A 23,482-nucleotide genomic window follows, 5' to 3' on the forward strand; every position below is an offset into this window, starting at 1 on the left:
TCGGGGACAAGTCCCCTCCTACCGGGTTGTATAGCGTTCGGTAGGACCGGACTTGTCCGCACAATTTTGAAATCGGCGCGATCCTGTGGGACCTGATTTATCCGGGAAGACGCCGGTGCAGACAATACATCAGCGCTTGAACATCCCCACATCCAAAGGCCGCACAGCCCCCATCCACAGGGCATGCTCGGTATGGTCCGCCAGATCATCGCCGGTCAGCGGATGAATCAGCACCACCAACCCCTGACGATTCAGCGACAACCACAGCATCAGGTCCGCGAACTGCCCGTGATCGAAAGCCAGCTGGCAGCTCCAGTCCACATGCGGACCGACCAGCCGCTCGTGAATCCGCCCCATCTTCACCCCGAACCGCTCAGCCGCTGCCTCGCATAAGGTGCGCGCGTGTTCGATGGTGTCTGCGTCGAAATAGACATGGGCGTGATAGCCCTGAATCTCTGGCATTTGCCTGGTCTCCCCTGGAAATTGGCTGAACGCTGCATACCGCTGCGAGTCTGAATCTTTGCGAGAGTTATCCACAGACCTGGATCAATTCCTATGAAGAATGCAGAAACGCCTGTCACAAAAATCGTCCTGTTCGGCGCGCTCAGCAGCCTGGGCAGCGCGCTGATGGCTGAAATGCTGCGCCGCCAGCATGAAGTCATCGCCATTCTCGACGACCTGAACGCTCTGGCGCCACGACCGGGATTGCGTAGCAAAGTCGGCAGCCTGTTCGATGCCGAGCGCGTCAGTGAAAGCATAGCGGGCGGCTCGGCGGTGATTTGTCTGCTGGATGCCAAGGTCTTGCCGGTCGGCGCAGAACATCACCGGCCTGACCGCGATCTGGATCTTCTGGAGCAGACGCGCGCCACGCAAACCTTGCTCGCCTGCATGCAGCGCATGGACATCAAGCGCTTGATCCTGGTGGGTGATTTTGCCGGCATGGACGACTCACTGCCGATGTTCCAGTCCCTGCGCGCCAGCGAGGTGAACTGGACACTGGTCAACGCCCCGCAAGGCGTCGCGGGCTTGAGCATCGAGCACTTCAGCCAGGTCAGCAGCACCCTCGAACCCGGACTGGCCGAACCACTGGAACGCCTGGCGCGCGTAGCAGCGGGGATCGCCGATGAATTGCGGTTGAATCTGCATGTGCGCGAGTTGGTGAATTTTGTGGTGTGACTTCTTACACCGCAATTGAAGGCAACGGCCGTCCCGCCAATCCATCCCCACTGCGCGCTTGTTCACTGGCCAGCCAGTCCACGAACTGCTGCACCACCTGCACGCGGCGTTTGCGTTGCGGCAGGACGACGTAATAGCCGAAACCGGAAATAGCCGAAGCAGCAATGGGTCGGCAGAGCAGCGCCTGATCAATCAGCGCGTCGACCAGATGCCGCCAGCCGATGGCCACGCCTTGCCCGGCAATCGCTGCCTGGATCAGCAGCGTGTAGTTATCGAAGCGCAACTGGCCGGGCGCCGGGGCCTGCGGGATGTTGAGGGCGCGGAATACGCCGGCCCAGTCAAACCAGTTGCTGCTGCCTTCGCCGCGTAAGTGCAGCAGCGGAAACTCGCGCAATACGTTGGTCGGCAGCGGCGGCTCGCGACCGGCCAGCAATTGCGGGCTGCACACCGGGAACACTTCTTCGCTGAACAACCAGCGACTTTCGCCTTGTTTGAAGCGCCCGTCGCCGAACAGGATCGCCACGTCGATATCGGCGCGCAGCATGCTGTGCGTGCGCTCGCTGGTGACCAGGCTGACGTCCACATCCGGATTGGCTTTATGAAACCGGTGCAGGCGCGGCATCAGCCAATAAGCGGCGAAGGCGAAGTCGGTGGCGACCTGCAACACCTCGTGCTGGCTCTGATGGGTTATCGCGACCAGCCCGCTGTCCATCGATTGCAATCCGGTCTGCACATGGCTGAACAGCACTTCGCCCGCTTCGGTCAGCTCGATGCCGCGATAGATGCGGTCGAACAGCCGCGTCGCCAGTTGTTCTTCCAGACGCTTGATCTGCTGGCTGACCGCTGGCTGAGTGGTGCCCAACTCGATTGCCGCAGCGGTAAAGCTGCGTAAACGAGCGGCAGCTTCGAAGGCGCGGAGCAGATCCAGCGACATATCACCAAGGGCTTCAAACATAAGCTGGGCTTATCCTAGGTATTGTTTTGCATGGGCTTTACCATAACGGCCATGGGTCCCATCCTCAAGCGCAGCACTTTCGCATAAATATTCACTATGGGATGCCGCGAACTACATGAAGCGCAAAAACATACTTTTTATCATGGCCGATCAAATGGCCGCGCCGATGTTGCCGTTCTACGCTTCGTCTCCTGTCAAAATGCCCAACTTGAGTCGCCTCGCCGCTGAAGGCGTGGTGTTTGACGCTGCTTATTGCAACAGCCCGCTGTGCGCACCATCGCGTTTCACTCTGGTGAGCGGCCAGCTCCCGAGCAAGATTGGCGCCTACGACAACGCTGCGGATTTCCCCGCCGATGTCCCGACTTACGCACATTACCTGCGTCGCCTTGGCTACAAGACGGCGTTGTCCGGCAAGATGCACTTCTGCGGCCCGGATCAACTGCATGGCTACGAAGAACGTCTGACCAGCGACATTTATCCGGCCGATTACGGCTGGTCGGTGAACTGGGATGCGCCGGACGTGCGCCCGACCTGGTATCACAATATGGCGTCGGTGCTGCAAGCCGGGCCGTGCGTGCGGACCAATCAGCTGGATTTCGACGAAGAAGTGGTCTTCAAGGCCCAACAGTATTTGTTCGATCACGTGCGCAACGATGGCGATCAGCCGTTTTGCCTGACCGTTTCCATGACCCATCCGCACGATCCGTACACCATTCCGAAACCGTTCTGGGACCTGTACAGCGACGAAGAAATCCCGCTGCCGGAATTCCAGCCGGATCAAGCCGATCAGGACCCGCACTCCCAGCGCCTGATGAAAGTCTATGATCTGTGGGACAAGCCGCTGCCGGATGACAAGATTCGCGATGCGCGACGGGCTTATTTCGGTGCGTGCAGCTACATCGACAGCAACGTCGGCAAGCTGGTGCAGACCCTTGAAGAATGCGGCCTCGCCGAAGACACCATCATCGTGTTCTCCGGCGATCACGGCGACATGCTCGGCGAGCGCGGCCTCTGGTACAAAATGCACTGGTTCGAGATGTCAGCGCGGGTGCCGATGCTGGTGTATTCGCCAGGTCAGTTCAAAGCCGGGCGGGTGAGTGCTGCGGTTTCTACCGCCGACCTGTTGCCGACGTTCGTGGCCATGGCCGAAGGTGAGCTCAATGCAGGCTTGCCGCTGGATGGCCGCTCGCTGCTGCCGCATTTGCTCGGTGAAGGCGGGCATGATGAAGTGTTCGGCGAATACATGGCCGAAGGTACCAACAGCCCGTTGATGATGATTCGTCGCGGCGCTTACAAATTTATTTATTCGGAGCAGGACCCGTGCCTGCTGTTCGATATTCATAACGATCCAAAAGAGCGGGAAGAGCTGAGCCAGTCGGCCACTCACCAGCAACTGTTCAATGATTTCCTGGCCGAAGCACGGGCTAAGTGGGATATACCGGCGATACACCATCAGGTGCTCGCCAGCCAACGCCGGCGGCGCTTTGTCGCTGAGTCGCTGGCACTCGGCAAGCTGAAGAGTTGGGATCACCAGCCGCTGGTAGACGCCAGTCAGCAGTACATGCGCAACCATATCGATCTAGACGATCTGGAGCGCAAGGCACGTTATCCACAACCTTGACCCTGCCAAAAAAAACGAGAACCTAGGGGAAGTTAATGAAGACGATATCCACAACACTTGCAATGGGTGTCCTGGCGCTTAGCAGCTGGTCGGCGTTTGCGGCCGATGAAAGTTGCAGCACCGTGAAGATGGCCGATCCGGGCTGGAGCGATATTGCGGCCACCAACGCCATCGCCGGTATTCTGCTCGAAGGCATGGGCTATAAGGCCAAGGTCGACACGCTGGCGGTGCCAATTGCCTACGGCGGCCTGAAGGACGGCAAGATTGATGTCTTCCTCGGCAACTGGATGCCTGCGCAGCAGGGTTTCTATGACAAGTTCGTTGCCACCGGCGACGTGACGCAATTGTCGAAAAACCTCGATGGCACCGAGTTTACCCTGGCCGTGCCGGACTATGTCTGGGATGCCGGTGTGCATAACTTTGCCGACCTGAACAAATTTGCCGACAAGTTCGGCAAAAAGATCTACGGCATCGGCTCCGGCGCTCCGGCCAATCTGTCGTTGCAGGAAATCATCAAGAAAAACGAATTCGACCTGGGCGGCTGGAAGCTGGTCGAGTCCAGCGAGCAGGCGATGCTTGCCGAAGTGAATCGCAACGTGAAGAAAGGCACGTTCGTGACCTTCCTCGGCTGGACGCCGCACCCGATGAACGTGCAGATCAAGGGCATGCATTACCTCAAGGGCGGCGAGAAATACTTCGGCGACACCGGCACGGTTCACACCCTGACCCGCAAGGGTTACGCTGCCGCCTGCCCGAACGTGGGCAAGTTGCTGACCAACCTGACGTTCACTCAGGACATGGAAAACAGCATCATGGCTGACGTGACCAACAACAAGGTCAGCAATGCCGCTGCTGCAAAAGCCTGGATCAAAGCCAACCCGGCGGTGCTGGACAAGTGGCTGGATGGCGTGAAAACCATCGACGACAAAGATGCGTTGCCAGCGGTGAAGGCGACGTTGTAAACGCCGCTGACTTTGGCTTTTGTGGGAGCGAGCTTGCTCGCGAAGCCCGTCAATCCGACGCATCTTTTGCGTCTGATAAATTGACTTCGCGAGCAAGCTCGCTCCCACAATTGCGCTGGCTTCGCTGACACCGCACCCTTGCACCCTCCGCAATCCTTCAAAGAGAGTTTCATGGGTTGGCTCAATCGCCACACATTCCTGCCTTTTCTCGCCTGGCTCCCCCGGCAGACCCGCGCCAGCGTGGGCCGCGATGCCGTGGTGGGGTTGAGCGGGGCGGTTCTGGCCTTGCCGCAATCCATTGCTTACGCCTTGATCGCCGGACTGCCTCCTGAATACGGTTTGTACGCCGCTATCGTTCCGGTGCTGATCGCGTGCTTATGGGGTTCGTCCTGGCATCTGATCTGCGGGCCGACCGCTGCAATTTCCATCGTGCTGTACGCCAGCATCAGCCCACTTGCGGTTCCGGCCAGTCAGGACTACATCGGTCTGATTCTGTTACTGACGTTCATTGCCGGAGCATTCCAGCTGTTGCTCGGCATGCTGCGCTTCGGTGCGCTGGTCAATTTCGTCTCCCATTCCGTGGTGCTGGGTTTCACCCTCGGCGCGGCGGTGGTCATCGCCCTGGGGCAAATGCCGAATTTGCTGGGCATCGATCTGCCCAGCCAGACCACGGCGCTGAAAAGCCTGATGGCCGTGCTGGATCATCGTGCAGAACTGGATAAACCATCGCTGATTCTTGGATTGCTGACCCTGAGCCTCGGCGTCGGCTTGAAAGTTCTGGTACCGCGCTGGCCAACGCTTCTCATCACGCTGGTGTCAGCGAGCCTGTTGGTCTGGTTGTGGCCGGCGATGTTCGGCCATGTGAAAACCGTCAGCGCGTTCGTGGGTCATTTGCCGCCGTTCAGCCCGCTGCCGCTCGACCTGGAACTGATCCTCAAATTGCTGCCGACCGCCGTGGCCGTGGGCATGCTCGGGTTGGTCAACAGCCTGTCGATTGCCCGCTCACTGTCGGCGCGTTCCCAGCAGATGCTCGACGCCAATCAGGAAGTCCGCGCTCAGGGCCTGTCGAACATGGTCGGTGCGCTGTTCTCCGGTTATCTGTCGGCCGGGTCTTTCACCCGCGCGGCGTTGAGTTTCGAAGCCGGGGCGAAATCGCCTTTGGCAGGCGTGTTTTCCGCGTTGTGGGTCGCGCTGTTCGCGGTTGCCGGCGCATCGTTGATTTCGCACATTCCGATCCCGAGCATGGCGGCGTCGATCCTGCTGATTTGCTGGGGGCTGATTGATCGGCGCGGCATCCGGGCATTGTTCCGGGTCAGCCGAGCGGAGTTTCTGGTGATGGCGCTGACTTGCCTGGCGACGCTGCTGCTGGAGCTGCAGACGGCGATTTATGCGGGTGTGCTGGCGTCGCTGTTCTTCTACCTCAAGCGCACCTCGCAACCCCGCGTGCAGCAGTGGCGCGACGGCGACGAAGACATCATGCGCGTCGGCGGTTCGATTTTTTTCGGCGCCAGCCACTACCTGCAAACGCGGCTGCAACGCACCGAAGGCAAGCATGTGGTGATCGACGCGCAGCAGATCAACTTCATCGACTATTCAGGCGTCGAGATGCTGCATCAGGAGGCCCGCCGCCTGCGCATTCATGACCGTACCCTGACCCTGCGCCGCGCGCGGCCGCAAGTTATCGAAGAGCTGCAAAAACTGGAAGGGGCGGACAAGTGCCCCATTCGATTCGAGGATTAATATGTAAGACCGGCTTCAGCCGGGAGGACGTTCTCCCGGCTGAAGCCGATCCTATGGAATGTATCAGCCCCCCAACTGACGTCGCAGTTCAGCCAGCACCGGCGCTGAATCCGGCCGCACGCCGCGCCAGAGCAGGAAGGCTTCGGCAGCCTGTTCGACCAGCATGCCCAGACCATCCACTGACTGCGCCGCGCCATGCTCGGTTGCCCAACGGCAGAACGCCGTGGGTTCCTTGCTGTACATCATGTCGTAGCAGAACGTATGGCCAGTCTGAATAAGGCTCGGCAAAATCGGCGGCAGCTCACCGGCAAGGCTCGCAGAAGTGGCGTTGATGATCACGTCGACCGACTCTTCCAGCCAATCGAAACCACTGGCGAACACCGGGCCCAGATCGGCGAACTGTTGCGCCAGTTGCTCGGCTTTCTCGACCGTGCGGTTGGCGATGACCAGCACCGCCGGGCGTTCGGCCAACAAGGGTTCCAGCGCGCCACGCACCGCGCCGCCAGCGCCCAGCAGCAACACGCGTTTGCCACGCAGGCTGATGCCGCAGTTGACGGTCAAGTCGCGAACCAATCCCGCGCCATCGGTGTTGTCGCCGAGCAAGGTGCCGTCAGCCAGTTTGCTCAAGGTGTTGACCGCGCCGGCACGCTGGGCGCGCTCAGTCAGTGTGTCGGCCATGCGGAACGCCTGCTCCTTGAACGGCACGGTGACGTTGGCGCCGCGTCCTTCATTGAAAAACGCCTGGGCAAACGCCGTGAAGTCATCCAGCGGCGCCAGCGCAGTCCGGTAATCCAGCGCCTGACCGGTTTGCTCGGCGAACAGGCTATGGATCAGCGGGGATTTGCTGTGGCCAATCGGGTTGCCGAAGACGACGTAGTGATCCATTTGGTGTTCCTGAAGCATGACTGGTGAATATTGGATCTGTGGGAGCGAGCTTGCTCGCGAATGGCCCGCAGGAGGGGCGTCAATCGCCTTCCCGGCTAAAGCCGGTCCCACAGCAAGCCTTCCACAGAGTTGAGTCAACCCAACGCCAACCAATCCCGATCCTGCAGGAAATACTCGGTCAGGCGTGCTTCTTCGCTGCCTGGCGCGGCTTTCCAGTCGTAGCCCCAGCGCACTTGCGGCGGCAGCGACATCAGGATCGATTCGGTACGCCCGCCCGATTGCAGGCCGAACAGCGTGCCACGGTCGTAAACCAGGTTGAATTCCACATAGCGGCCACGGCGGAATTCCTGGAATTCGCGCTGCTGCACGGTATACGCGGCGGCCTTGCGACGGCGCACGATGGGCAGGTAAGCGTCGATGAACGCGTCACCGATGGCGCGGATGAACGCGAAGCTGGTGTCGAAGTCCCACTGATTCAGGTCATCGAAGAACAAGCCGCCAATGCCACGCGGTTCATTGCGATGCTTGATGTGAAAGTAGGTGTCGCACCAGGCTTTGTAGCGCGGGTAGACATCGGCCCCGAACGGCGCGCAGGCCTTTTCGGCGACGCGATGCCAATGCACGCAATCGCTTTCGACGCCGTAATAAGGCGTCAGATCAAAACCGCCGCCGAACCACCAGACCGGCTCTTCGCCGTCTTTTTCAGCGATGAAAAAACGTACGTTGGCGTGAGAAGTTGGCACGTGCGGGTTGTGTGGATGGATCACCAGGGAAACCCCCAGCGCCTCGAAGCCACGCCCGGCCAGCTCGGGCCGATGCGCACTGGCCGAAGGTGGCAGGCCGCTGCCGAACACATGGGAGAAGTTCACCCCGCCTTTCTCGATGACCGCGCCGTTCTCGATCACCCGGGTTCGACCGCCGCCGCCCGCCGGCCGCGTCCAGGCATCTTCGACAAAATGTGCGCTGCCATCTTCATGCTGCAAAGCGGCACAGATTCGGTCCTGCAAGTCGAGCAGGTAGGCTTTGACGGCGTCGGTGCGAGTAGATGACATGTCGATCCCTTTGAAAGCTGCAAACGACTGAGCGCCCGTTCTGAAAGGGCCACAGCGAAATTGGGGCGTAGCATACCACCGGCCCGCCGCGCGCCGCAGTTGACGAAGACCAAGTGAAGGAGTCCGATAGGCTCTTTTACATTCTTGTTTCGATTCATTACGGAGAGAGCAAATGGCAAAGCGTATCCAGTTCAGCACTATCGGCGGCCCGGAAGTTCTCGAGTATGTGGACTTCGAACCGGCCGAGCCAGGCCCGCAACAGGTACGTGTGCGCAACAAGGCCGTTGGCCTGAATTTCATCGACACCTATTACCGCAGCGGTCTGTATCCAGCGCCGTCGATGCCATCGGGCCTGGGCAATGAAGGGGCGGGTATCGTCGATGCGGTAGGCAGCGAAGTCACTCGCTTCAAAGTCGGCGACCGCGTGGCTTACGGCACTGGCCCGCTGGGCAGCTATAGCGATTTGCACACATTGCCCCAGGATCATCTCGTGCATTTGCCGCAAGCGATCAGCTTCGAACAAGCCGCTGCCGTGATGCTCAAGGGCCTGACCGTGCAGTACCTGCTGCGCCAGACCTATGACGTGAAAGCGGGCGATACCATTTTGTTCCACGCGGCCGCCGGTGGCGTCGGATCGCTGGCCTGCCAGTGGGCGAAGTCGTTGGGCGCAAAAGTGATCGGCACCGTCAGCTCGGCAGAGAAAGCCGCACACGCCAAAGCCCTGGGCGCGTGGGAAACCATCGATTACAGCTATGAAGATGTCGCCAAGCGCGTGCTGGAACTGACCGACGGCAAGAAATGCCAGGTGGTCTACGACGGCGTGGGTCAGGACACCTGGCTGACCTCGCTCGATTGCGTGGCGCCGCGCGGCCTGCTGGTCAGCTTCGGCAATGCGTCCGGGCCAGTAGCCGGGGTTAATCTGGGAATTCTCGCGCAGAAAGGCTCGTTGTACGTGACGCGTCCGACGCTGGGTACTTACGCCAATAACGCCGAAAACCTGCAGCGCATGGCTGACGAGCTGTTCGATATGGTCGCCAGCGGCAAACTGAAGGTCGACAACATCCAGCAATACGCCCTGAAGGACGCCGCCAAGGCGCAAATCGAATTGTCGGGGCGACGCACCACTGGCTCGACAATTCTGGTACCTTGATCAAGCGCCAAAACCGGTGGGAGCAAGCTTGCTTGCGAAGGGGCCAGAGCATCCAGTGCGTCTTTCCGCGTTCAGAGGATTGCCTTCGCGAGCAAGCTCGCTCCCACAAAAAACCTGCTACCCCGCGCGGACCACCTGCCCGGTGGCGATGTCGCGTATCACGCTAGGGTTTCGGCGGCCGCCCAGGTTGCCGCCGAGCACGCCATCGATCTGCCCACGGAAATACTGCTCGACACGAATCCGTGTGCGGGCAGCCGGGCGGCCGGCAGGATTGGCCGACGTCGAAATCAGCGGGCCGACCAAGGCGCACAGTTCGCGCACCGTCGGGTGATCGCTGACGCGCAAGGCCACGGTTTCATGAACGCCGGTGATCCACTCAGGCAACAGGTTTTGATGAGGCACCAGCCAGGTATTCGGTCCCGGCCAGGTGCTGGCCATGCGGTCGAGCCACAGCTCGGGGAAGTCCTCGAACAGGAAGTCGAATTGCCGGATGTTGTCGGCGACCATGATCAGACCCTTGTCCACAGGCCGCGACTTGATCGCCAGCAAGCGATAGACCGCCTCTTCGTCCCATGGATCACACCCCAAACCCCATACCGCCTCGGTTGGGTAGGCAATTACCGCACCGGTGCGAATCGCTCGAGCGGCTTGTTGCACACGCCAACTGCTGACCATTGGTTACATCTCCGATAAACACTGCGAGCAGTTTAACCTCAGCGTGCGCGGCCAAACCATCGTCCCGCTTCACTGGCGATATGGCCGTCCAGCTCAAGCTCGGTCAACGCCGCCAGGACTTTGGGTAAAGGCCAGCCACTGGACATCGCCAGTGCTTCGCTGGTCTGCGGCGCAGCGTAAAGAAGCGCGAGCAGCGGATGGCTCGGCGCGACCTGGGCCTCGGACGACGCGCAGGTAGGCGCTTGAACCTGCCAGCCGCGCAACGCTTCAAGAATATGCTCGACCGTTTCCACGAGCACAGCGCCATCACGGATCAGTTGATGACAGCCCCGCGCGCCGGGGTGATGAATCGAGCCGGGAATGGCGTACACCTCGCGCCCTTGCTCGGCCGCCAGCCGCGCCGTAATCAACGAGCCGCTGGCGACGCTGGCCTCGACCACCAGCACGCCGAGGGACAAACCACTGATGATCCGGTTGCGGCGCGGGAAGTTGCTGGCGACCGGTCCGGCGTCCAGCGGGAACTCGGAAACCACCGCGCTGCCTTCGGCGGCCATCCGTGCTGCCAACTGCCGATTGCGCTGTGGATAAAGTTTTTCGAGGCCGGTGCCAAGTACGCCGATTGTCGCTCCGCCGACATCCAGCGCGCCTTGATGCGCGGCAGCGTCGATGCCCAGCGCCAGGCCGCTGGTAATCACAAATCCGGCGCCAGCCAGGCTGCGTGCGAAAGCGGTGGCGGTATCCAGCCCAGGCCGTGAGGCTCGCCGGCTGCCGACCATGCCCAGCTGCGGACGTTCCAGAATGCCGACGTCGCCTGCGACGAACAGCAACGGCGGTGGATCGGAAATTTCCGCGAGCAATGCAGGGTACTCGGGATCGTCCCACATCAGTAAATGCTGGCCCGGACGCTCCAGCCAGGCTAATGCCGCGCTCGCGCCGTCGCGAACGTTCGGCTCACGTCGCGCCTCTGCGCACGCCGCTGGCAGGCCCAGTGCGCGCCATGCACTGGCCGGCGCGGACAGGGCCGAGGAGGCGGAACCAAATGCATCAATAAGCTTACGAAAACGCTTGGGGCCGACTTCCGGCAAGCGATGCAAGCGCAGGCGCGCTTCGAGTTCAGCAGGCGAAGGGACAGCTTTTTCGAACAGCGGCATGAGATCTTCCTTGATCTGCAGCCCACCTCAAGGGGTGGGCGAACCTGTGGATAACTCTGTTGACAACTATTTGATAACTGCCATTCTGGAACGCGTATTTGTATCAATTCTGCAACATACGGCTAGGGATTGCGGACCTTGTCCATAATCGCCAAAGATCGGTTGGCATGCAAAACCAGACCGTAGCTGAGTTTGTCGTAGGTGCGGAAGATCATCAGCAACCCGGAACGCTCATCCGGAATTTTGACTTGTTCACCGGTGATGCGATCCCGAACCATCTCGCCTGTTTTGAATATTGCCAGGACGTTGCCTTCTTCCAGACCGTCGCGCTTGCCCTTGTCCAGGGTGACCACGTCAAACACCCCGATCTGCGTGACGCCCCGCGGGACATCCAGGATCAGACCGTCGATGTTGGTCTTGGGGGCACTCGGCAAGAAGCTTGAATTGATCGCGCGCTCTTCGCTGACGAACAAACGATCGCCAAGACGGACTTCCTGAACTGCACGACGCAGCGTCAGGGTCGATATGTCACCTTCTGTCGCAATTATTTCGCCGCCGCCGATATCGTCAGCGTTGATGCCGAGCACTTCCTTGGTCACCGGATCGGTGTACGTCTTGCCCTGTCGGAAGATGCCATACACCGGATGCGCAGGGTCGAACGTGCCTCGGGCATAGATTCGATCACCCACGCCACTGAGCACGCGCTCGGCGTTGCCGGCAACAATGTAAGGTGCTTCATCGAACTGCGCGGGCTCGTCGACGATGCGGTTGCTGAGCAGGAACGCATTGATCGCGCCCAGCGGAATGCTCGGGATGGCCTCGATCATTGGCGTGCTGCGTATGCTCGGCGAGAGCTTGATCGTGCCACGCGATTCGCCTCGATTGAGCACGATGCGCGGCTGGCCATCGACGTACACCAGCGAGAGTGAGTCGCCGGGATAGATCAGATCGGGGTCGTGGATCTGCGGGTTGGCTCTCCAGATTTCCCGCCATTTCCACGGCTCGCTGAGAAATTTGCCGGAAATGTCCCAAAGCGTGTCACCCGCGACAACCGTATAACGCTCCGGATGGCCTTCCCTGAGTTGCACTTGCGCCTGCACGAGACCGGTCGAGGCCAACAGCAGCAGGGCGAGTAGTGATTTCCTCATGCAGTGAATCCCTTTATCATGTTGCTTTGCGTGAACATAGAGCCCCATCAGGCTCGGTTTCAAAAACTGGTTGCTCCGCTTCGACGTCCAAAGCCCGGCAGCCGATTTTGACTTTACCCTACAAGTGCAGCTCTTACGTATATGGCTATTTTAAACATCCTCGAATTTCCCGATTCGCGCCTTCGCACCGTCGCCAAACCAGTGGCTGAGGTAGACGACGGCATTCGCCAGTTGGTCGACGACATGTTTGAAACCATGTACGAAGCGCCAGGCATCGGTCTTGCTGCAACGCAAGTGAATGTGCATAAGCGCGTCGTGGTCATGGACCTGAGCGAAGACCGCAGCGAGCCACGGGTTTTCATTAATCCGCAGATCGAAGTACTGACCGACGAAGTCGATCAGTATCAGGAAGGCTGTCTGTCCGTGCCGGGCTTCTATGAGAATGTCGACCGCCCGCAGAAAATCCGTATCAAGGCTCTGGATCGTGACGGCAAGCCGTACGAGGAAGTCGCCGAAGGTCTGCTGGCAGTGTGCATCCAGCATGAATGCGATCACCTCAACGGCAAACTGTTCGTCGATTACCTGTCCAACCTCAAGCGCGACCGGATCAAGAAAAAGCTGGAAAAACTGCACAAGCAGAACGCTTAAACATCCACCGCCTTGTGGGACCGGCTTTAGCCGGGAAGAAGTCGATACATTCACTGCGTCTGCATCGTCCGAATGACCGCCTTCCCGGCTAAAGTCGGTCCCACAAAGGGCCCCATGGTTTCACCCCCCTTTCCTACGAGAAGCCCATGACTGAGCCACTGCGCATCGTCTTCGCCGGCACCCCCGAATTTGCCGCCGAACACCTCAAGGCCTTGCTCGACAGCCCTTACCAGATCATCGCCGTCTACACCCAGCCTGATCGCCCGGCAGGTCGTGGACAAAAGCTGATGCCCAGCCCGGTCAAGCAGCTCGCCTTGCAACATGACATCCCCGTGCTGCAACCGCCGACCCTGCGCGATGCAGCGGCCCAGGCCGAACTGGCGGCGCTCAAGCCGGATCTGCTGGTGGTCGTTGCTTATGGCCTGATCCTGCCGCAAGTGGTGCTGGATATTCCGCGCCTGGGTTGCATCAACAGTCATGCCTCGCTGTTGCCGCGCTGGCGTGGGGCGGCACCGATTCAGCGTGCGGTTGAAGCCGGCGATACCGAAAGCGGCGTGACCGTGATGCGCATGGAACTGGGTCTGGACACCGGCCCGATGCTGCTCAAGGCCGTGACACCGATTACCGACGAAGACACGGGCGGCACGCTGCATGATCGCCTTGCCGAACTTGGCCCACCGGCGGTTCTGCAAGCCATTGCGGGCTTGGCCGACGGTTCGCTGGTCGGCAAATTGCAGGATGACAGCCTCGCCACTTACGCCCACAAATTGAACAAAGACGAAGCGCGCATTGACTGGAATCGTCCGGCCGTTGAGCTGGAACGACTGGTGCGCGCCTTCAACCCCTGGCCAATCTGCCACAGCACGCTCAATGGCGAAGCCTTGAAAGTGCTGGCCGCTGATATCGCCGAAGGGCAGGGCGCGCCGGGTGAAATTCTCGCTGCCAGCAAGGATGGTCTGATTGTTGGCTGTGGTGCAGGCGCCTTGCGCTTGACCCGCCTGCAATTGCCCGGTGGCAAGCCGCTGAATTTCACTGATCTGTTCAACAGTCGCCGCGAGAAATTCGCCGTCGGCACCGTGCTGGGCCAACCGGTAGTGGGCCAATGAACCCGCGTCTGGCCGCCGCCAAGGCTCTGGCTGCCGTGCTCAGCGGCAAAGCGTCGCTGAACAGTTCGCTGCCGACCCAGATGGATAAAGTTGAAGTTCGCGATCGCGGCCTGACGCAAGACCTCGCGTTCGGCACTGCCCGTTGGCAGCCACGACTCTCGGCGCTGGCGGAGAAACTCCTGCAAAAACCATTCAAGGCCGCCGATGCCGACGTCGAAGCATTGTTGCTGGTCGGCCTGTATCAGCTGCTCTACACGCGCATCCCCGCCCACGCCGCCATCGGTGAAACCGTCGGTTGCGCCGACAAGCTGAAAAAGCCCTGGGCCAAGGCGTTGCTCAACGCCGTGTTGCGCCGCGCCCAGCGGGAAAGCGAGGCGCTGTTGGCCGAGCTGGAACATGATCCCGTGGTGCGTACTGCTCACCCGCGCTGGCTGCAAAAGGCATTGAAAGCCGCCTGGCCAGAACAATGGGAAGCGATCTGCGCCGCCAACAATGCGCATCCGCCAATGATCCTGCGGGTCAATCGTCGACATAACAGCCGTGATCAATATCTGCAGTTGTTGGGTGCCGCTGACATTCAAGCCAGCGCCTGCACCTTCAGTCAAGACGGCATTTTGCTGGCTGAACCTTGCGACGTGCGCAATTTGCCGGGCTTTGCCGAAGGCTGGATCAGCGTGCAGGACGAAGCTGCGCAACTGGCCGCGGATCTGCTGGAGCTGGCGCCCGGTCAACGTGTACTCGATGCCTGTTGCGCACCCGGCGGCAAGACTTGCCATTTGCTGGAAGTCCAACCGGCGCTGGCCGGAGTGGTCGCGGTTGATCTGGAAGCCAAGCGTCTGGTTCGCGTTCGGGAAAACCTCACACGTCTGGGCCTGAGCGCCGAGTTGATCGCTGCCGATGCCCGGGAAACCGCGCAGTGGTGGGACGGCAAGCAATTTGATCGCATCCTGCTCGACGCACCTTGTTCGGCAACAGGCGTGATTCGCCGCCATCCGGACATCAAGCTGACCCGTCAGGCCGATGACATTCCGGCCCTGGCGACGCTGCAAGGCGAGCTGCTCGACGCGTTGTGGCCAACATTGCAAGTCGGCGGCGTACTTTTATATGCCACCTGCTCGACGCTGCCGATGGAAAATACCGAAGTCATCGCCGCTTTCCTCGCCCGGACTTCCGGCGCGCGGGAGCTGGACATCGCCGGGCAGCTGGGCCAACAGCCTCCCGGCCTGAAACAGCCCCACGGCCGCCAGTTATTGGCGCAGGAAGGCGGGCATGACGGGTTTTATTACGCCAAACTGATCAAGATTACGGCGTGAGGCTGCTACGCCGGATGACCTGGGTTTGTGGGAGCGAGCTTGCTCGCGAAGAGGCCGGTATATCCAGTAAATCATCTAGACCAGACAGATCGTCTTCGCGAGCAAGCTCGGCTCCCACAGAGTGCGTATTTGGCTTGCGATCACGTCGCGCTTCAAGGAGCAACTGATTGAAAATCATCATCCTCGGCGCAGGACAGGTCGGCGGGACGCTGGCGGAACATCTGGCCGGTGAAGCCAATGACATCACAGTCGTCGACACCGACGGCGATCGGCTGCGTGATCTGGGAGACCGCCTGGATATCCGCACCGTGCAGGGCCGAGGCTCGTTCCCGACCGTACTGCGTCAGGCCGGCGCCGAGGATGCCGACATGCTGGTTGCCGTGACCAGCAGCGACGAAACCAACATGGTTGCCTGCCAGGTGGCGTACACGCTGTTTCATACCCCAACCAAAATCGCTCGGGTGCGCGAAGCGGCTTACCTGACGCGCGCCGGTCTGTTCGACAACGACGCGATTCCGGTGGACGTGCTGATCAGCCCCGAGCAAGTGGTCACCAACTACATCAAGCGCCTGATCGAATACCCCGGTTCCCTGCAAGTGATCGACTTCGCCGGTGGCAAGGCGCAACTGGTCGCGGTGAAGGCGTATTACGGCGGGCCGCTGGTGGGCCAGCAATTGCGTCAACTGCGTGAGCACATGCCCAACGTCGACATGCGCGTGGCGGCGATCTTCCGTCGCGACCGGCCAATTCTGCCTCAGGGCGATACCGTCATCGAAGCCGACGACGAAGTGTTCTTCATTGCTGCCAAGGCCGACATTCGTGCGGTGATGGGCGAGATGCGCCGGTTGGACGAGAACTACAAACGCATTGTCATCGCTGGCGGCGGACACATCGGCGAGCGTCTGGCCGAGGCTATCGAAAGCCGTTATCAGGTCAAGATCATCGAGATGAACCCGGCGCGCTGCCGCTACCTTTCGGAAACCCTCAACAGCACCGTGGTCCTGCAAGGCAGCGCCTCAGACCGCGATCTGTTGATGGAAGAGAACATCGCCAACACCGATCTGTTTTTGGCGCTGACCAACGACGACGAAGCCAACATCATGTCGTCATTGCTGGCCAAGCGCATGGGCGCGCGCAAGGTAATGACCATCATCAACAACCCGGCTTACGTCGATCTGGTGCAGGGCGGGGAAATCGACATCGCGGTCAGCCCGCAACTGGCGACCATCGGCACCTTGCTGACCCACGTGCGTCGCGGCGACATCGTCAGCGTCCACTCGCTACGCCGGGGCGCGGCAGAAGCCATCGAGGCCGTGGCCCATGGCGATGCCAAATCCAGCAAGGTGATCGGCAAAGCCATCAAGGACATCGCGCTGCCGTCAGGCACCACCATCGGCGCGATCATCCGCGCCGACGAAGTGATCATCGCCCACGACGCCACGGTGATCGCTTCGGGCGACCATGTGATCCTGTTCCTTGTGGATAAAAAATACATCCGCGATGTCGAGCGGCTGTTTCAGGTGGGGTTGAGTTTCTTTTAGTCGCTGTGGGACCGGCTTTAGCCGGGAAGGCGGCGTTCCTGACGACAAAAATACTGCGAATGCACTGGCCTCTTCCCGGCTAAAGCCGGTCCCACACAGAGCGTGTGAAAACCTCGGAGACGAGTTAGCTGGCTAAAAAACGAACTAAAAACCGCGCTTCTACGTGAATTTTAGGTCTGCACACACCACGCGAACTTTTAGAGAATTCACGTGAGAGCGCGCAGCTCGTTTTCAGTCGAGGGTTTTCACACAGCCTGCACAGATGCGAACTTCAATACCAGCGGGCTTCCCCGGCCGGGCGCTTCTTGAAGCGTTTCATCGTCCACATGTATTGGCTCGGATACGCCCGCACGTATTTCTCGACGACCTTGCTCATGGCCGCCGCCGAGGTTTCGGCGTCGGTGCTGTACATCGCTTCCGGCGCGGCTTCCAGGACTACTTTGTAACCCGAACCGTCTGGCAGGCGCATCGCATGCAGGAACACGCCGACGGCTTTGCCGCCCGCCAGCATGTTGGGGACGAACTTGCTGGTCAGGGCCATGGTGGCGAAGAACGGCACGAAGATGCCGGCTGATTCCGCAGGCTCCGGATCAGCCGGAATGCCCACCGAGCCACCTTTGCGCACTTCCTTGATGACACTGAGAATGCCTTCCTTGGTGGACGCGGCGACGCGGTTGCCCAGTTGCACGCGCTGTTTGCGCAGCAGATCGTCCACCGCCTTGAGCTTCGGCGGCCGGTAGAAAATGATCGGCTTGCACTGGCTGCAATAGAAGTGATTGAGCACTTCCCAGTTGCCCAGGTGGCTGGTGATGCCGACTACGCCCTTACCGGAAGCCAGCGCTTCCTTGAGCACATCAAGACCTTCGACTTCACGCACCAGATCGATGGATTTCTGCGCAGGCCAGATCCAGGCGCAGGCGCTTTCGGTCAAGGTCTTGCCGATGCCCATCAAGCTCTGCCCGACCAGACGCTCGCGTTCGGCGGCGTCCATTTCCGGGAAGCACTTGGCCAGATTGATCCGCGCCACTTCGCGGGAACGGTTCGGCAGCTTCCACATCAGCCAGCCGATAGCGGTGCCAACCCATTGCACAACACGCCACGGCAGCAGGGCAAACAGGCGCAATGCGCCAACCATCAGGGCGCCTTTAAACTTTTCCACAGATCACTCCCTAAATCTCAAGGCGGCCATTGTAACCATCAGCGGGTCAGAACCGCGTAGCGATCACAGTCAATGGTGTGATCCATGACCATGCCGCTGGACTGCATGTACGCATAACAAATGGTCGGTCCGACGAACGTGAAGCCGGCCTTTTTCAGGGCTTTGCTCATGGCCTCGGCCTCGGGCGTGATAGCCGGAACCTCGCTGCGATCCTTGAAGTGATTGACCTTCTGCTGCCCGCCAACGAAGGACCAGAGAAACGCCACCGGATTGTCCAAAGCCAGCCAGGCTCTGGCGTTGCGGCGCGCGGCGTTGAGTTTCAGACGGTTGCGAATGATGCCCGGTTCGAGCATCAGCGCTTCGATCTCTGCGTCGGTCATGTCGGCGACGCGCTGCACGTCAAAACCGAACATCACCTCTCGATAACGCGGGCGTTTCTTCAGAACCGTGATCCATGACAGGCCCGCCTGGAACCCTTCGAGTAAAAGTAACTCGAAGAGCTTCTGCGCATCGCGCAGCGGTACGCCCCACTCCAGATCGTGATAATCGATGTAAACAGGGTCATCGTTGCACCAAAAGCAGCGTGCCATAGGGCTCCCAAGGGTGGAGGTGCGGCCGAATCGGGTATACTCCCGCTCTTTAAATCGCAGCCCCAGTACAGGTGAATTTTGTGAGCCAGCCTACGCCAGCCGTGCGTACCTTCCAAGACTTGATCCTCGCCCTCCAGCAATACTGGGCCGAGCAAGGTTGTGTGGTACTTCAGCCCTACGATATGGAAGTAGGCGCCGGCACTTTCCACACTGCCACGTTTCTGCGCGCCGTCGGCCCGGAAACCTGGAACGCAGCCTACGTACAACCAAGCCGTCGTCCTACAGATGGCCGTTATGGCGAAAACCCTAACCGCTTGCAGCATTACTACCAGTTCCAGGTGGTGCTCAAGCCGAACCCGGACAACTTCCAGGAGTTGTACCTGGGTTCGCTGAAGCATGTCGGCCTGGACCCGCTGGTCCACGACGTGCGTTTCGTCGAAGACAACTGGGAATCGCCGACACTCGGCGCCTGGGGTCTGGGCTGGGAAATCTGGCTCAATGGCATGGAAGTCTCGCAGTTCACCTACTTCCAGCAAGCGGGCGGCATCGAATGCTACCCGGTGACCGGCGAAATCACTTACGGCCTGGAACGTCTGGCCATGTACCTGCAGAACGTCGATTCGGTCTATGACCTGGTCTGGGCTGACGGTCCATTCGGCCGCGTTACCTATGGCGATGTGTTCCACCAGAATGAAGTGGAGCAATCGACCTACAACTTCGAGCACGCCAACGTCGACAAGCTGTTCGAACTGTTCGACTTCTATGAAAGCGAAGCCAAGCGCCTGATCGAACTGGATCAGCCGTTGCCGCTGCCCAGCTATGAAATGGTCCTGAAGGCGTCGCACACCTTCAACTTGCTGGATGCGCGTCGGGCAATTTCCGTCACTGCACGTCAGCAATACATCCTGCGTGTGCGCACCCTGGCCCGTTCGGTTGCCCAGGCCTATCTGATGGCTCGCGCCAAACTGGGCTTCCCGATGGCACCGCCTGATTTACGTGATGAAGTGTTGGCTAAGCTGGAGGCGCAACAATGAGTGCTCAAGATTTCCTGGTTGAACTGGGCACCGAAGAGCTGCCCCCGAAAGCGCTCAACACCTTGGCCGATGCATTTCTGGCCGGTATCGAAAAAGGCTTGCTCGCTGCAGGCCTGACGTTCAGCGCCAAGCAAGTGTACGGCGCGCCGCGTCGTCTGGCTGTGCTGATCACCGATCTGTCGACGCAACAACCGGATCGCAGCGTCAACCTCGACGGCCCGCCACGTCAGGCGGCCTTCGATGCTGAAGGCAATCCGACCCAGGCTGCACTGGGCTTCGCTAAAAAATGCGGCGTCGATCTGAGCGAAATCGATCAGAGCGGCCCCAAGTTGCGCTACAGCCAGAGCATCGCCGGCAAAGCGACCGCGAGCCTGCTGCCGACCATCGTTGAAGATTCGCTGAACGACCTGCCGATTCCCAAGCGCATGCGCTGGGGTGCTCGCAAGGAAGAGTTCGTGCGTCCAACCCAATGGCTGGTCATGTTGTTCGGCGATCAAGTGATCGACTGCACGATCCTGGCCCAGACTTCCGGTCGCGAATCCCGTGGTCACCGCTTCCATCACCCGGAAAGCGTGCGCATCACTTCGCCCGCCAGCTACCTGAGCGACCTGCGGGCCGCGTATGTTCTGGCCGACTTCAATGAACGTCGCCAGATCATCACCAAGCGCGTAGCAGAACTGGCGACTCAGCACGAAGGCACCGCCATCGTGCCGCCAAGCCTGCTGGACGAAGTGACCTCGCTGGTCGAGTGGCCGGTGCCGCTGGTGTGTTCGTTTGAAGAGCGCTTCCTTGAAGTACCGCAGGAAGCCTTGATTACCACCATGCAGGACAACCAGAAGTATTTCTGCCTGCTGGATGCCGACGGTAAATTGCTGCCGCGCTTCATTACCGTCGCGAACATTGAAAGCAAGGACCCGCAACAGATCGTCCTGGGTAACGAGAAAGTCGTTCGCCCGCGCCTGACCGATGCCGAGTTCTTTTTCAAGCAGGACAAGAAGCAGAAGCTGGAAACCTTCAACCAGCGCCTACAGAACGTCGTGTTCCAGGCGCAGTTGGGCAGTGTTTTCGACAAGGCCGAGCGTGTTGCCAAACTGGCGGCATTCATTGCCCCACGCATTGGCGGTGACGCACAACGCGCCGCGCGCGCCGGGCTGCTGTCCAAGTGCGATCTGGCGACAGAAATGGTCGGCGAATTCCCTGAAATGCAGGGCGTTGCCGGTTATTACTACGCCAAGGCCGACGGCGAAGCAGAAGATGTCGCTTTGGCGCTGAACGAGCAGTACATGCCGCGTGGCGCTGGCGCCGAACTGCCGACTACGTTGACGGGTGCTGCGGTTGCCATCGCGGACAAGCTGGACACTCTGGTCGGGATCTTCGGGATCGGCATGTTGCCGACCGGCAGCAAAGACCCGTATGCACTGCGTCGTGCGGCGCTGGGCATCCTGCGCATCCTGATCGAGAAACAACTGGATCTGGATCTGATCGAAACCGTGAAATTCGCAGTCAATCAGTTCGGCGCCAAGATCAAACCGGCCGGTCTTGCCGAGCAAGTGCTGGAGTTCATCTTCGACCGTCTGCGTGCCCGCTACGAAGACGAAGGCGTCGAGGTTGCGGTTTACCTGTCGGTGCGTGCCCTGCAACCGGGTTCTGCACTCGACTTCGATCAACGCGTGCAAGCCGTTCAGGCGTTCCGCAAGTTGCCCGAAGCCGCAGCGTTGGCCTCGGTCAACAAGCGCGTGTCGAATCTGCTGGGCAAGGCCGAAGGCAAGATTGCCCAGACCGTCGAACCCAAGTATTTCGACAACGCTCACGAGTTCTCCTTGTACTCGGCGATCCAGCAAGCGGACCAGGCCGTCGCGCCAATGGCCGCAGCGCGTCAGTACAGCGAAACCCTGGCACGTCTGGCTGCCTTGCGTGAGCCGGTCGACGCGTTCTTCGAAGCCGTGATGGTCAACGCCGAAGATGCCAGCGTGCGGGCCAACCGCTATGCGTTGCTGGCACGTCTGCGCGGGCTGTTCCTGGGCGTTGCGGATATCTCGCTGCTGGGTTGATCGCTAAGGGGCGAATCGTGAAGCTGGTGATCCTTGATCGGGACGGAGTCATCAATCATGACTCCGACAGTTATATAAAGTCGGTGCAGGAGTGGCTTCCGATCCCCGGATCGATCGAAGCAATTGCACAACTGAGCAAGGCCGGCTGGACGGTGGCAGTGGCCACCAACCAGTCCGGCATCGCCCGGGGCTATTACGACATTGCCACGCTTGAGGCCATGCATGCGCGCTTGCGCGAACTGGTGGCCGGGCAGGGCGGTGAAGTCGGTTTGATCGTTTATTGCCCACATGGCCCGGACGAAGGTTGCGCTTGCCGCAAGCCAAGGCCGGGCATGTTGCAGACCATCGCAAATCACTACGCTGTGGATCTGGCGGGTATATGGTTTGTAGGTGACAGCAGCGGTGACCTGCAGGCCGCGCTGGCCGTCGACTCTCAACCGGTTTTGGTAAAGACCGGCAAGGGCAGCAAGACGCTGGCTGGAACACTGCCCACGGGTACTTTGGTTTTTGACGATCTGGCGGCAGTTGCCGCAGAACTTATCCACAAGAGCGCTCCGCAGAACCAATAGCGGTACGCTTCATTGAGCGGGCATAAGTCCCGTACGGTAAAAGTAGCTATGTCGATCATGCAGGCAATCAGAACCTTTGTCTTTTACCTGCTGCTGGGCACCAGTTCGCTGCTGTGGTGCACCTTGAGTTTCTTTATCGCGCCGTTCCTGCCGTTTCGCGCACGCTATCGTTTCATCAACGTGTACTGGTGCCGCTGCGCATTGTGGCTCACGCGGGTATTTCTCAACATTCGAGTCGAAGTGATCGGCCAGGAAAACGTCCCGGCGACGCCCTGCGTGATCATTTCCAACCACCAGAGCACTTGGGAAACTTTCTTCCTGTCCGCACATTTCGAGCCTCTGAGCCAGGTGCTCAAGCGTGAATTGCTCTACGTACCGTTCTTTGGCTGGGCCATGGCCATGCTGCGACCTATCGCAATTGATCGTGAGAATCCCAAGGCGGCGCTGAAGGAAATCGCGAAGAAGGGTCATGAGCTGCTCAAGGATGGCGTCTGGGTGTTGATCTTCCCCGAGGGCACACGCGTCCCGTTCGGTCAGGTCGGCAAGTTCTCCCGAGGTGGCACTGCCTTGGCGGTCAATGCCGATCTGCCCGTGCTGCCGATTGCGCACAACGCCGGCAGGTATTGGCCGAAGGAAGGCTGGGCGAAAAAGCCCGGCACGATCCAGGTTGTGATCGGTGCGCCGATGTATGCCGAAGGCACAGGACCGCGCGCCATTGCTGAATTGAATGACCGTGTGCAGGCCTGGAATGAAGCGACGCAGGTGGCGATGGGCTCGGTGGCTGCACCAACGACGAGCAACGAAAAAGCGGCGGTCTGATTTTGTGGATAACCTGTGCACCGTTTTCGCAAAAACTGCAAAAAACGCTGCCAACCCCTTAATTTTTCTGCTTATTTCGAATACTCATTAATGAGCCAAAAACGTGCATAAGTTTTTCTGAGCAGAAAAAACCGACT

22 protein-coding genes are annotated in these 23,482 nt (G+C 59.9%); 13 read left to right on the forward strand and 9 right to left on the reverse strand.

Annotated elements, in window-relative coordinates:
- Positions 1-129: 129 nt before the first annotated feature.
- Positions 130-462 carry a DOPA 4,5-dioxygenase family protein gene (locus ACP7E4_RS17455; RefSeq protein WP_426116612.1) on the reverse strand — a complete coding sequence of 111 codons (333 nt, stop codon included), beginning with the start codon at positions 460-462 and terminating at the stop codon, positions 130-132.
- Between the two features lie 93 nt (positions 463-555).
- Between ACP7E4_RS17455 and ACP7E4_RS17460 the strand changes: the two genes are divergently transcribed.
- Positions 556-1,176: an NAD(P)-dependent oxidoreductase gene (locus ACP7E4_RS17460; protein ID WP_426116610.1), complete on the forward strand. Its 621-nt coding sequence runs from the start codon at positions 556-558 to the stop codon at positions 1,174-1,176.
- 4 nt (positions 1,177-1,180) lie between these two features.
- On the opposite strand, the gene ACP7E4_RS17465 is transcribed toward ACP7E4_RS17460, so the two are convergent.
- Positions 1,181-2,131, reverse strand: coding sequence for a choline sulfate utilization transcriptional regulator (locus tag ACP7E4_RS17465; protein ID WP_331152190.1), 951 nt, complete (start codon positions 2,129-2,131; stop codon positions 1,181-1,183).
- 115 nt (positions 2,132-2,246) lie between these two features.
- Here ACP7E4_RS17465 and betC point away from each other — a divergent pair, with 115 nt between their 5' ends.
- From betC to ACP7E4_RS17480, 3 genes are all read left to right on the forward strand, one after another.
- Complete coding sequence (gene betC, locus ACP7E4_RS17470; protein WP_426116608.1) at positions 2,247-3,752, forward strand: choline-sulfatase; 1,506 nt, start codon at positions 2,247-2,249, stop codon at positions 3,750-3,752.
- Positions 3,753-3,787: 35 nt separating this feature from the next.
- Entirely contained in the window at positions 3,788-4,714 is a 927-nt protein-coding gene (choX, locus tag ACP7E4_RS17475) for a choline ABC transporter substrate-binding protein (RefSeq protein WP_426116606.1), read from the forward strand.
- Positions 4,715-4,885: 171 nt separating this feature from the next.
- Positions 4,886-6,454 (forward strand): SulP family inorganic anion transporter, encoded by a 1,569-nt coding sequence (locus ACP7E4_RS17480; RefSeq protein WP_426116604.1) that lies wholly within the window; start codon positions 4,886-4,888, stop codon positions 6,452-6,454.
- 63 nt (positions 6,455-6,517) lie between these two features.
- On the opposite strand, the gene aroE is transcribed toward ACP7E4_RS17480, so the two are convergent.
- Positions 6,518-7,339 (reverse strand): shikimate dehydrogenase, encoded by an 822-nt coding sequence (gene aroE / locus ACP7E4_RS17485; RefSeq protein WP_426116602.1) that lies wholly within the window; start codon positions 7,337-7,339, stop codon positions 6,518-6,520.
- A 134-nt stretch (positions 7,340-7,473) separates the two neighbouring features.
- On the reverse strand, positions 7,474-8,391 hold the full coding sequence (hemF, locus tag ACP7E4_RS17490) for an oxygen-dependent coproporphyrinogen oxidase (RefSeq protein WP_426116600.1): 918 nt from the start codon (positions 8,389-8,391) through the stop codon (positions 7,474-7,476).
- Positions 8,392-8,563: 172 nt separating this feature from the next.
- Between hemF and ACP7E4_RS17495 the strand changes: the two genes are divergently transcribed.
- Positions 8,564-9,541 carry a quinone oxidoreductase family protein gene (locus tag ACP7E4_RS17495; RefSeq protein WP_426116598.1) on the forward strand — a complete coding sequence of 326 codons (978 nt, stop codon included), beginning with the start codon at positions 8,564-8,566 and terminating at the stop codon, positions 9,539-9,541.
- Between the two features lie 117 nt (positions 9,542-9,658).
- On the opposite strand, the gene ACP7E4_RS17500 is transcribed toward ACP7E4_RS17495, so the two are convergent.
- The 3 genes from ACP7E4_RS17500 to ACP7E4_RS17510 form a co-directional block, all read right to left on the reverse strand.
- Positions 9,659-10,216, reverse strand: coding sequence for an L-threonylcarbamoyladenylate synthase (locus tag ACP7E4_RS17500; RefSeq protein ID WP_426116596.1), 558 nt, complete (start codon positions 10,214-10,216; stop codon positions 9,659-9,661).
- Between the two features lie 38 nt (positions 10,217-10,254).
- On the reverse strand, positions 10,255-11,367 hold the full coding sequence (gene dprA / locus ACP7E4_RS17505; protein ID WP_426116594.1) for a DNA-processing protein DprA: 1,113 nt from the start codon (positions 11,365-11,367) through the stop codon (positions 10,255-10,257).
- Positions 11,368-11,489: 122 nt separating this feature from the next.
- Positions 11,490-12,515: a LysM peptidoglycan-binding domain-containing protein gene (locus ACP7E4_RS17510; protein ID WP_426116592.1), complete on the reverse strand. Its 1,026-nt coding sequence runs from the start codon at positions 12,513-12,515 to the stop codon at positions 11,490-11,492.
- A 141-nt stretch (positions 12,516-12,656) separates the two neighbouring features.
- Here ACP7E4_RS17510 and def point away from each other — a divergent pair, with 141 nt between their 5' ends.
- From def to trkA, 4 genes are all read left to right on the forward strand, one after another.
- Positions 12,657-13,163 (forward strand): peptide deformylase, encoded by a 507-nt coding sequence (gene def, locus ACP7E4_RS17515; protein WP_426116590.1) that lies wholly within the window; start codon positions 12,657-12,659, stop codon positions 13,161-13,163.
- 146 nt (positions 13,164-13,309) lie between these two features.
- Positions 13,310-14,269 carry a methionyl-tRNA formyltransferase gene (fmt, locus tag ACP7E4_RS17520; RefSeq protein ID WP_426116588.1) on the forward strand — a complete coding sequence of 320 codons (960 nt, stop codon included), beginning with the start codon at positions 13,310-13,312 and terminating at the stop codon, positions 14,267-14,269.
- Positions 14,266-15,582, forward strand: a complete 1,317-nt coding sequence (gene rsmB, locus ACP7E4_RS17525; RefSeq protein WP_426116586.1) for a 16S rRNA (cytosine(967)-C(5))-methyltransferase RsmB — start codon at positions 14,266-14,268, stop codon at positions 15,580-15,582. Before fmt ends, rsmB begins: the two co-directional genes overlap by 4 nt.
- A 167-nt stretch (positions 15,583-15,749) precedes the next feature.
- Entirely contained in the window at positions 15,750-17,123 is a 1,374-nt protein-coding gene (gene trkA / locus ACP7E4_RS17530) for a Trk system potassium transporter TrkA (protein ID WP_020292018.1), read from the forward strand.
- 271 nt (positions 17,124-17,394) lie between these two features.
- On the opposite strand, the gene ACP7E4_RS17535 is transcribed toward trkA, so the two are convergent.
- Both ACP7E4_RS17535 and ACP7E4_RS17540 read right to left on the reverse strand, forming a co-directional pair.
- Positions 17,395-18,282 (reverse strand): lysophospholipid acyltransferase, encoded by an 888-nt coding sequence (locus tag ACP7E4_RS17535; protein WP_426116583.1) that lies wholly within the window; start codon positions 18,280-18,282, stop codon positions 17,395-17,397.
- A gap of 38 nt (positions 18,283-18,320) precedes the next feature.
- Positions 18,321-18,872 carry a DNA-3-methyladenine glycosylase I gene (locus ACP7E4_RS17540; protein ID WP_426116581.1) on the reverse strand — a complete coding sequence of 184 codons (552 nt, stop codon included), beginning with the start codon at positions 18,870-18,872 and terminating at the stop codon, positions 18,321-18,323.
- A gap of 80 nt (positions 18,873-18,952) precedes the next feature.
- Here ACP7E4_RS17540 and glyQ point away from each other — a divergent pair, with 80 nt between their 5' ends.
- Genes glyQ through ACP7E4_RS17560 form a run of 4 tightly spaced genes read left to right on the forward strand, consistent with a single transcriptional unit; the run spans position 18,953 to position 23,345 of the window.
- Complete coding sequence (gene glyQ / locus ACP7E4_RS17545; protein WP_020292021.1) at positions 18,953-19,906, forward strand: glycine--tRNA ligase subunit alpha; 954 nt, start codon at positions 18,953-18,955, stop codon at positions 19,904-19,906.
- Positions 19,903-21,957 carry a glycine--tRNA ligase subunit beta gene (glyS, locus tag ACP7E4_RS17550; protein ID WP_426116579.1) on the forward strand — a complete coding sequence of 685 codons (2,055 nt, stop codon included), beginning with the start codon at positions 19,903-19,905 and terminating at the stop codon, positions 21,955-21,957. The genes glyQ and glyS overlap by 4 nt, the downstream gene beginning before the upstream one ends.
- Before the next feature lie 17 nt (positions 21,958-21,974).
- On the forward strand, positions 21,975-22,526 hold the full coding sequence (gene gmhB, locus ACP7E4_RS17555) for a D-glycero-beta-D-manno-heptose 1,7-bisphosphate 7-phosphatase (protein ID WP_426116577.1): 552 nt from the start codon (positions 21,975-21,977) through the stop codon (positions 22,524-22,526).
- A gap of 48 nt (positions 22,527-22,574) precedes the next feature.
- Positions 22,575-23,345 carry a lysophospholipid acyltransferase family protein gene (locus ACP7E4_RS17560; protein ID WP_426116575.1) on the forward strand — a complete coding sequence of 257 codons (771 nt, stop codon included), beginning with the start codon at positions 22,575-22,577 and terminating at the stop codon, positions 23,343-23,345.
- Positions 23,346-23,482: the final 137 nt, after the last annotated feature.

The organism is Pseudomonas sp. DSP3-2-3 (genome assembly GCF_049898225.1).
In the GTDB taxonomy this organism is placed as follows: Bacteria; Pseudomonadota; Gammaproteobacteria; order Pseudomonadales; family Pseudomonadaceae; genus Aquipseudomonas.

What these genes read in the sequence shown, in the direction of transcription:
- ACP7E4_RS17455 (WP_426116612.1), bottom strand. Translation starts at nt 462, where the DNA reads ATGCCAGAGATTCAGGGCTATCACGCCCATGTCTATTTCGACGCAGAC.
- ACP7E4_RS17460 (WP_426116610.1), top strand. Translation starts at nt 556, where the DNA reads ATGAAGAATGCAGAAACGCCTGTCACAAAAATCGTCCTGTTCGGCGCG.
- ACP7E4_RS17465 (WP_331152190.1), bottom strand. Translation starts at nt 2,131, where the DNA reads ATGTTTGAAGCCCTTGGTGATATGTCGCTGGATCTGCTCCGCGCCTTC.
- betC (WP_426116608.1), top strand. Translation starts at nt 2,247, where the DNA reads ATGAAGCGCAAAAACATACTTTTTATCATGGCCGATCAAATGGCCGCG.
- choX (WP_426116606.1), top strand. Translation starts at nt 3,788, where the DNA reads ATGAAGACGATATCCACAACACTTGCAATGGGTGTCCTGGCGCTTAGC.
- ACP7E4_RS17480 (WP_426116604.1), top strand. Translation starts at nt 4,886, where the DNA reads ATGGGTTGGCTCAATCGCCACACATTCCTGCCTTTTCTCGCCTGGCTC.
- aroE (WP_426116602.1), bottom strand. Translation starts at nt 7,339, where the DNA reads ATGGATCACTACGTCGTCTTCGGCAACCCGATTGGCCACAGCAAATCC.
- hemF (WP_426116600.1), bottom strand. Translation starts at nt 8,391, where the DNA reads ATGTCATCTACTCGCACCGACGCCGTCAAAGCCTACCTGCTCGACTTG.
- ACP7E4_RS17495 (WP_426116598.1), top strand. Translation starts at nt 8,564, where the DNA reads ATGGCAAAGCGTATCCAGTTCAGCACTATCGGCGGCCCGGAAGTTCTC.
- ACP7E4_RS17500 (WP_426116596.1), bottom strand. Translation starts at nt 10,216, where the DNA reads ATGGTCAGCAGTTGGCGTGTGCAACAAGCCGCTCGAGCGATTCGCACC.
- dprA (WP_426116594.1), bottom strand. Translation starts at nt 11,367, where the DNA reads ATGCCGCTGTTCGAAAAAGCTGTCCCTTCGCCTGCTGAACTCGAAGCG.
- ACP7E4_RS17510 (WP_426116592.1), bottom strand. Translation starts at nt 12,515, where the DNA reads ATGAGGAAATCACTACTCGCCCTGCTGCTGTTGGCCTCGACCGGTCTC.
- def (WP_426116590.1), top strand. Translation starts at nt 12,657, where the DNA reads ATGGCTATTTTAAACATCCTCGAATTTCCCGATTCGCGCCTTCGCACC.
- fmt (WP_426116588.1), top strand. Translation starts at nt 13,310, where the DNA reads ATGACTGAGCCACTGCGCATCGTCTTCGCCGGCACCCCCGAATTTGCC.
- rsmB (WP_426116586.1), top strand. Translation starts at nt 14,266, where the DNA reads ATGAACCCGCGTCTGGCCGCCGCCAAGGCTCTGGCTGCCGTGCTCAGC.
- ACP7E4_RS17540 (WP_426116581.1), bottom strand. Translation starts at nt 18,872, where the DNA reads ATGGCACGCTGCTTTTGGTGCAACGATGACCCTGTTTACATCGATTAT.
- glyS (WP_426116579.1), top strand. Translation starts at nt 19,903, where the DNA reads ATGAGTGCTCAAGATTTCCTGGTTGAACTGGGCACCGAAGAGCTGCCC.
- ACP7E4_RS17560 (WP_426116575.1), top strand. Translation starts at nt 22,575, where the DNA reads ATGTCGATCATGCAGGCAATCAGAACCTTTGTCTTTTACCTGCTGCTG.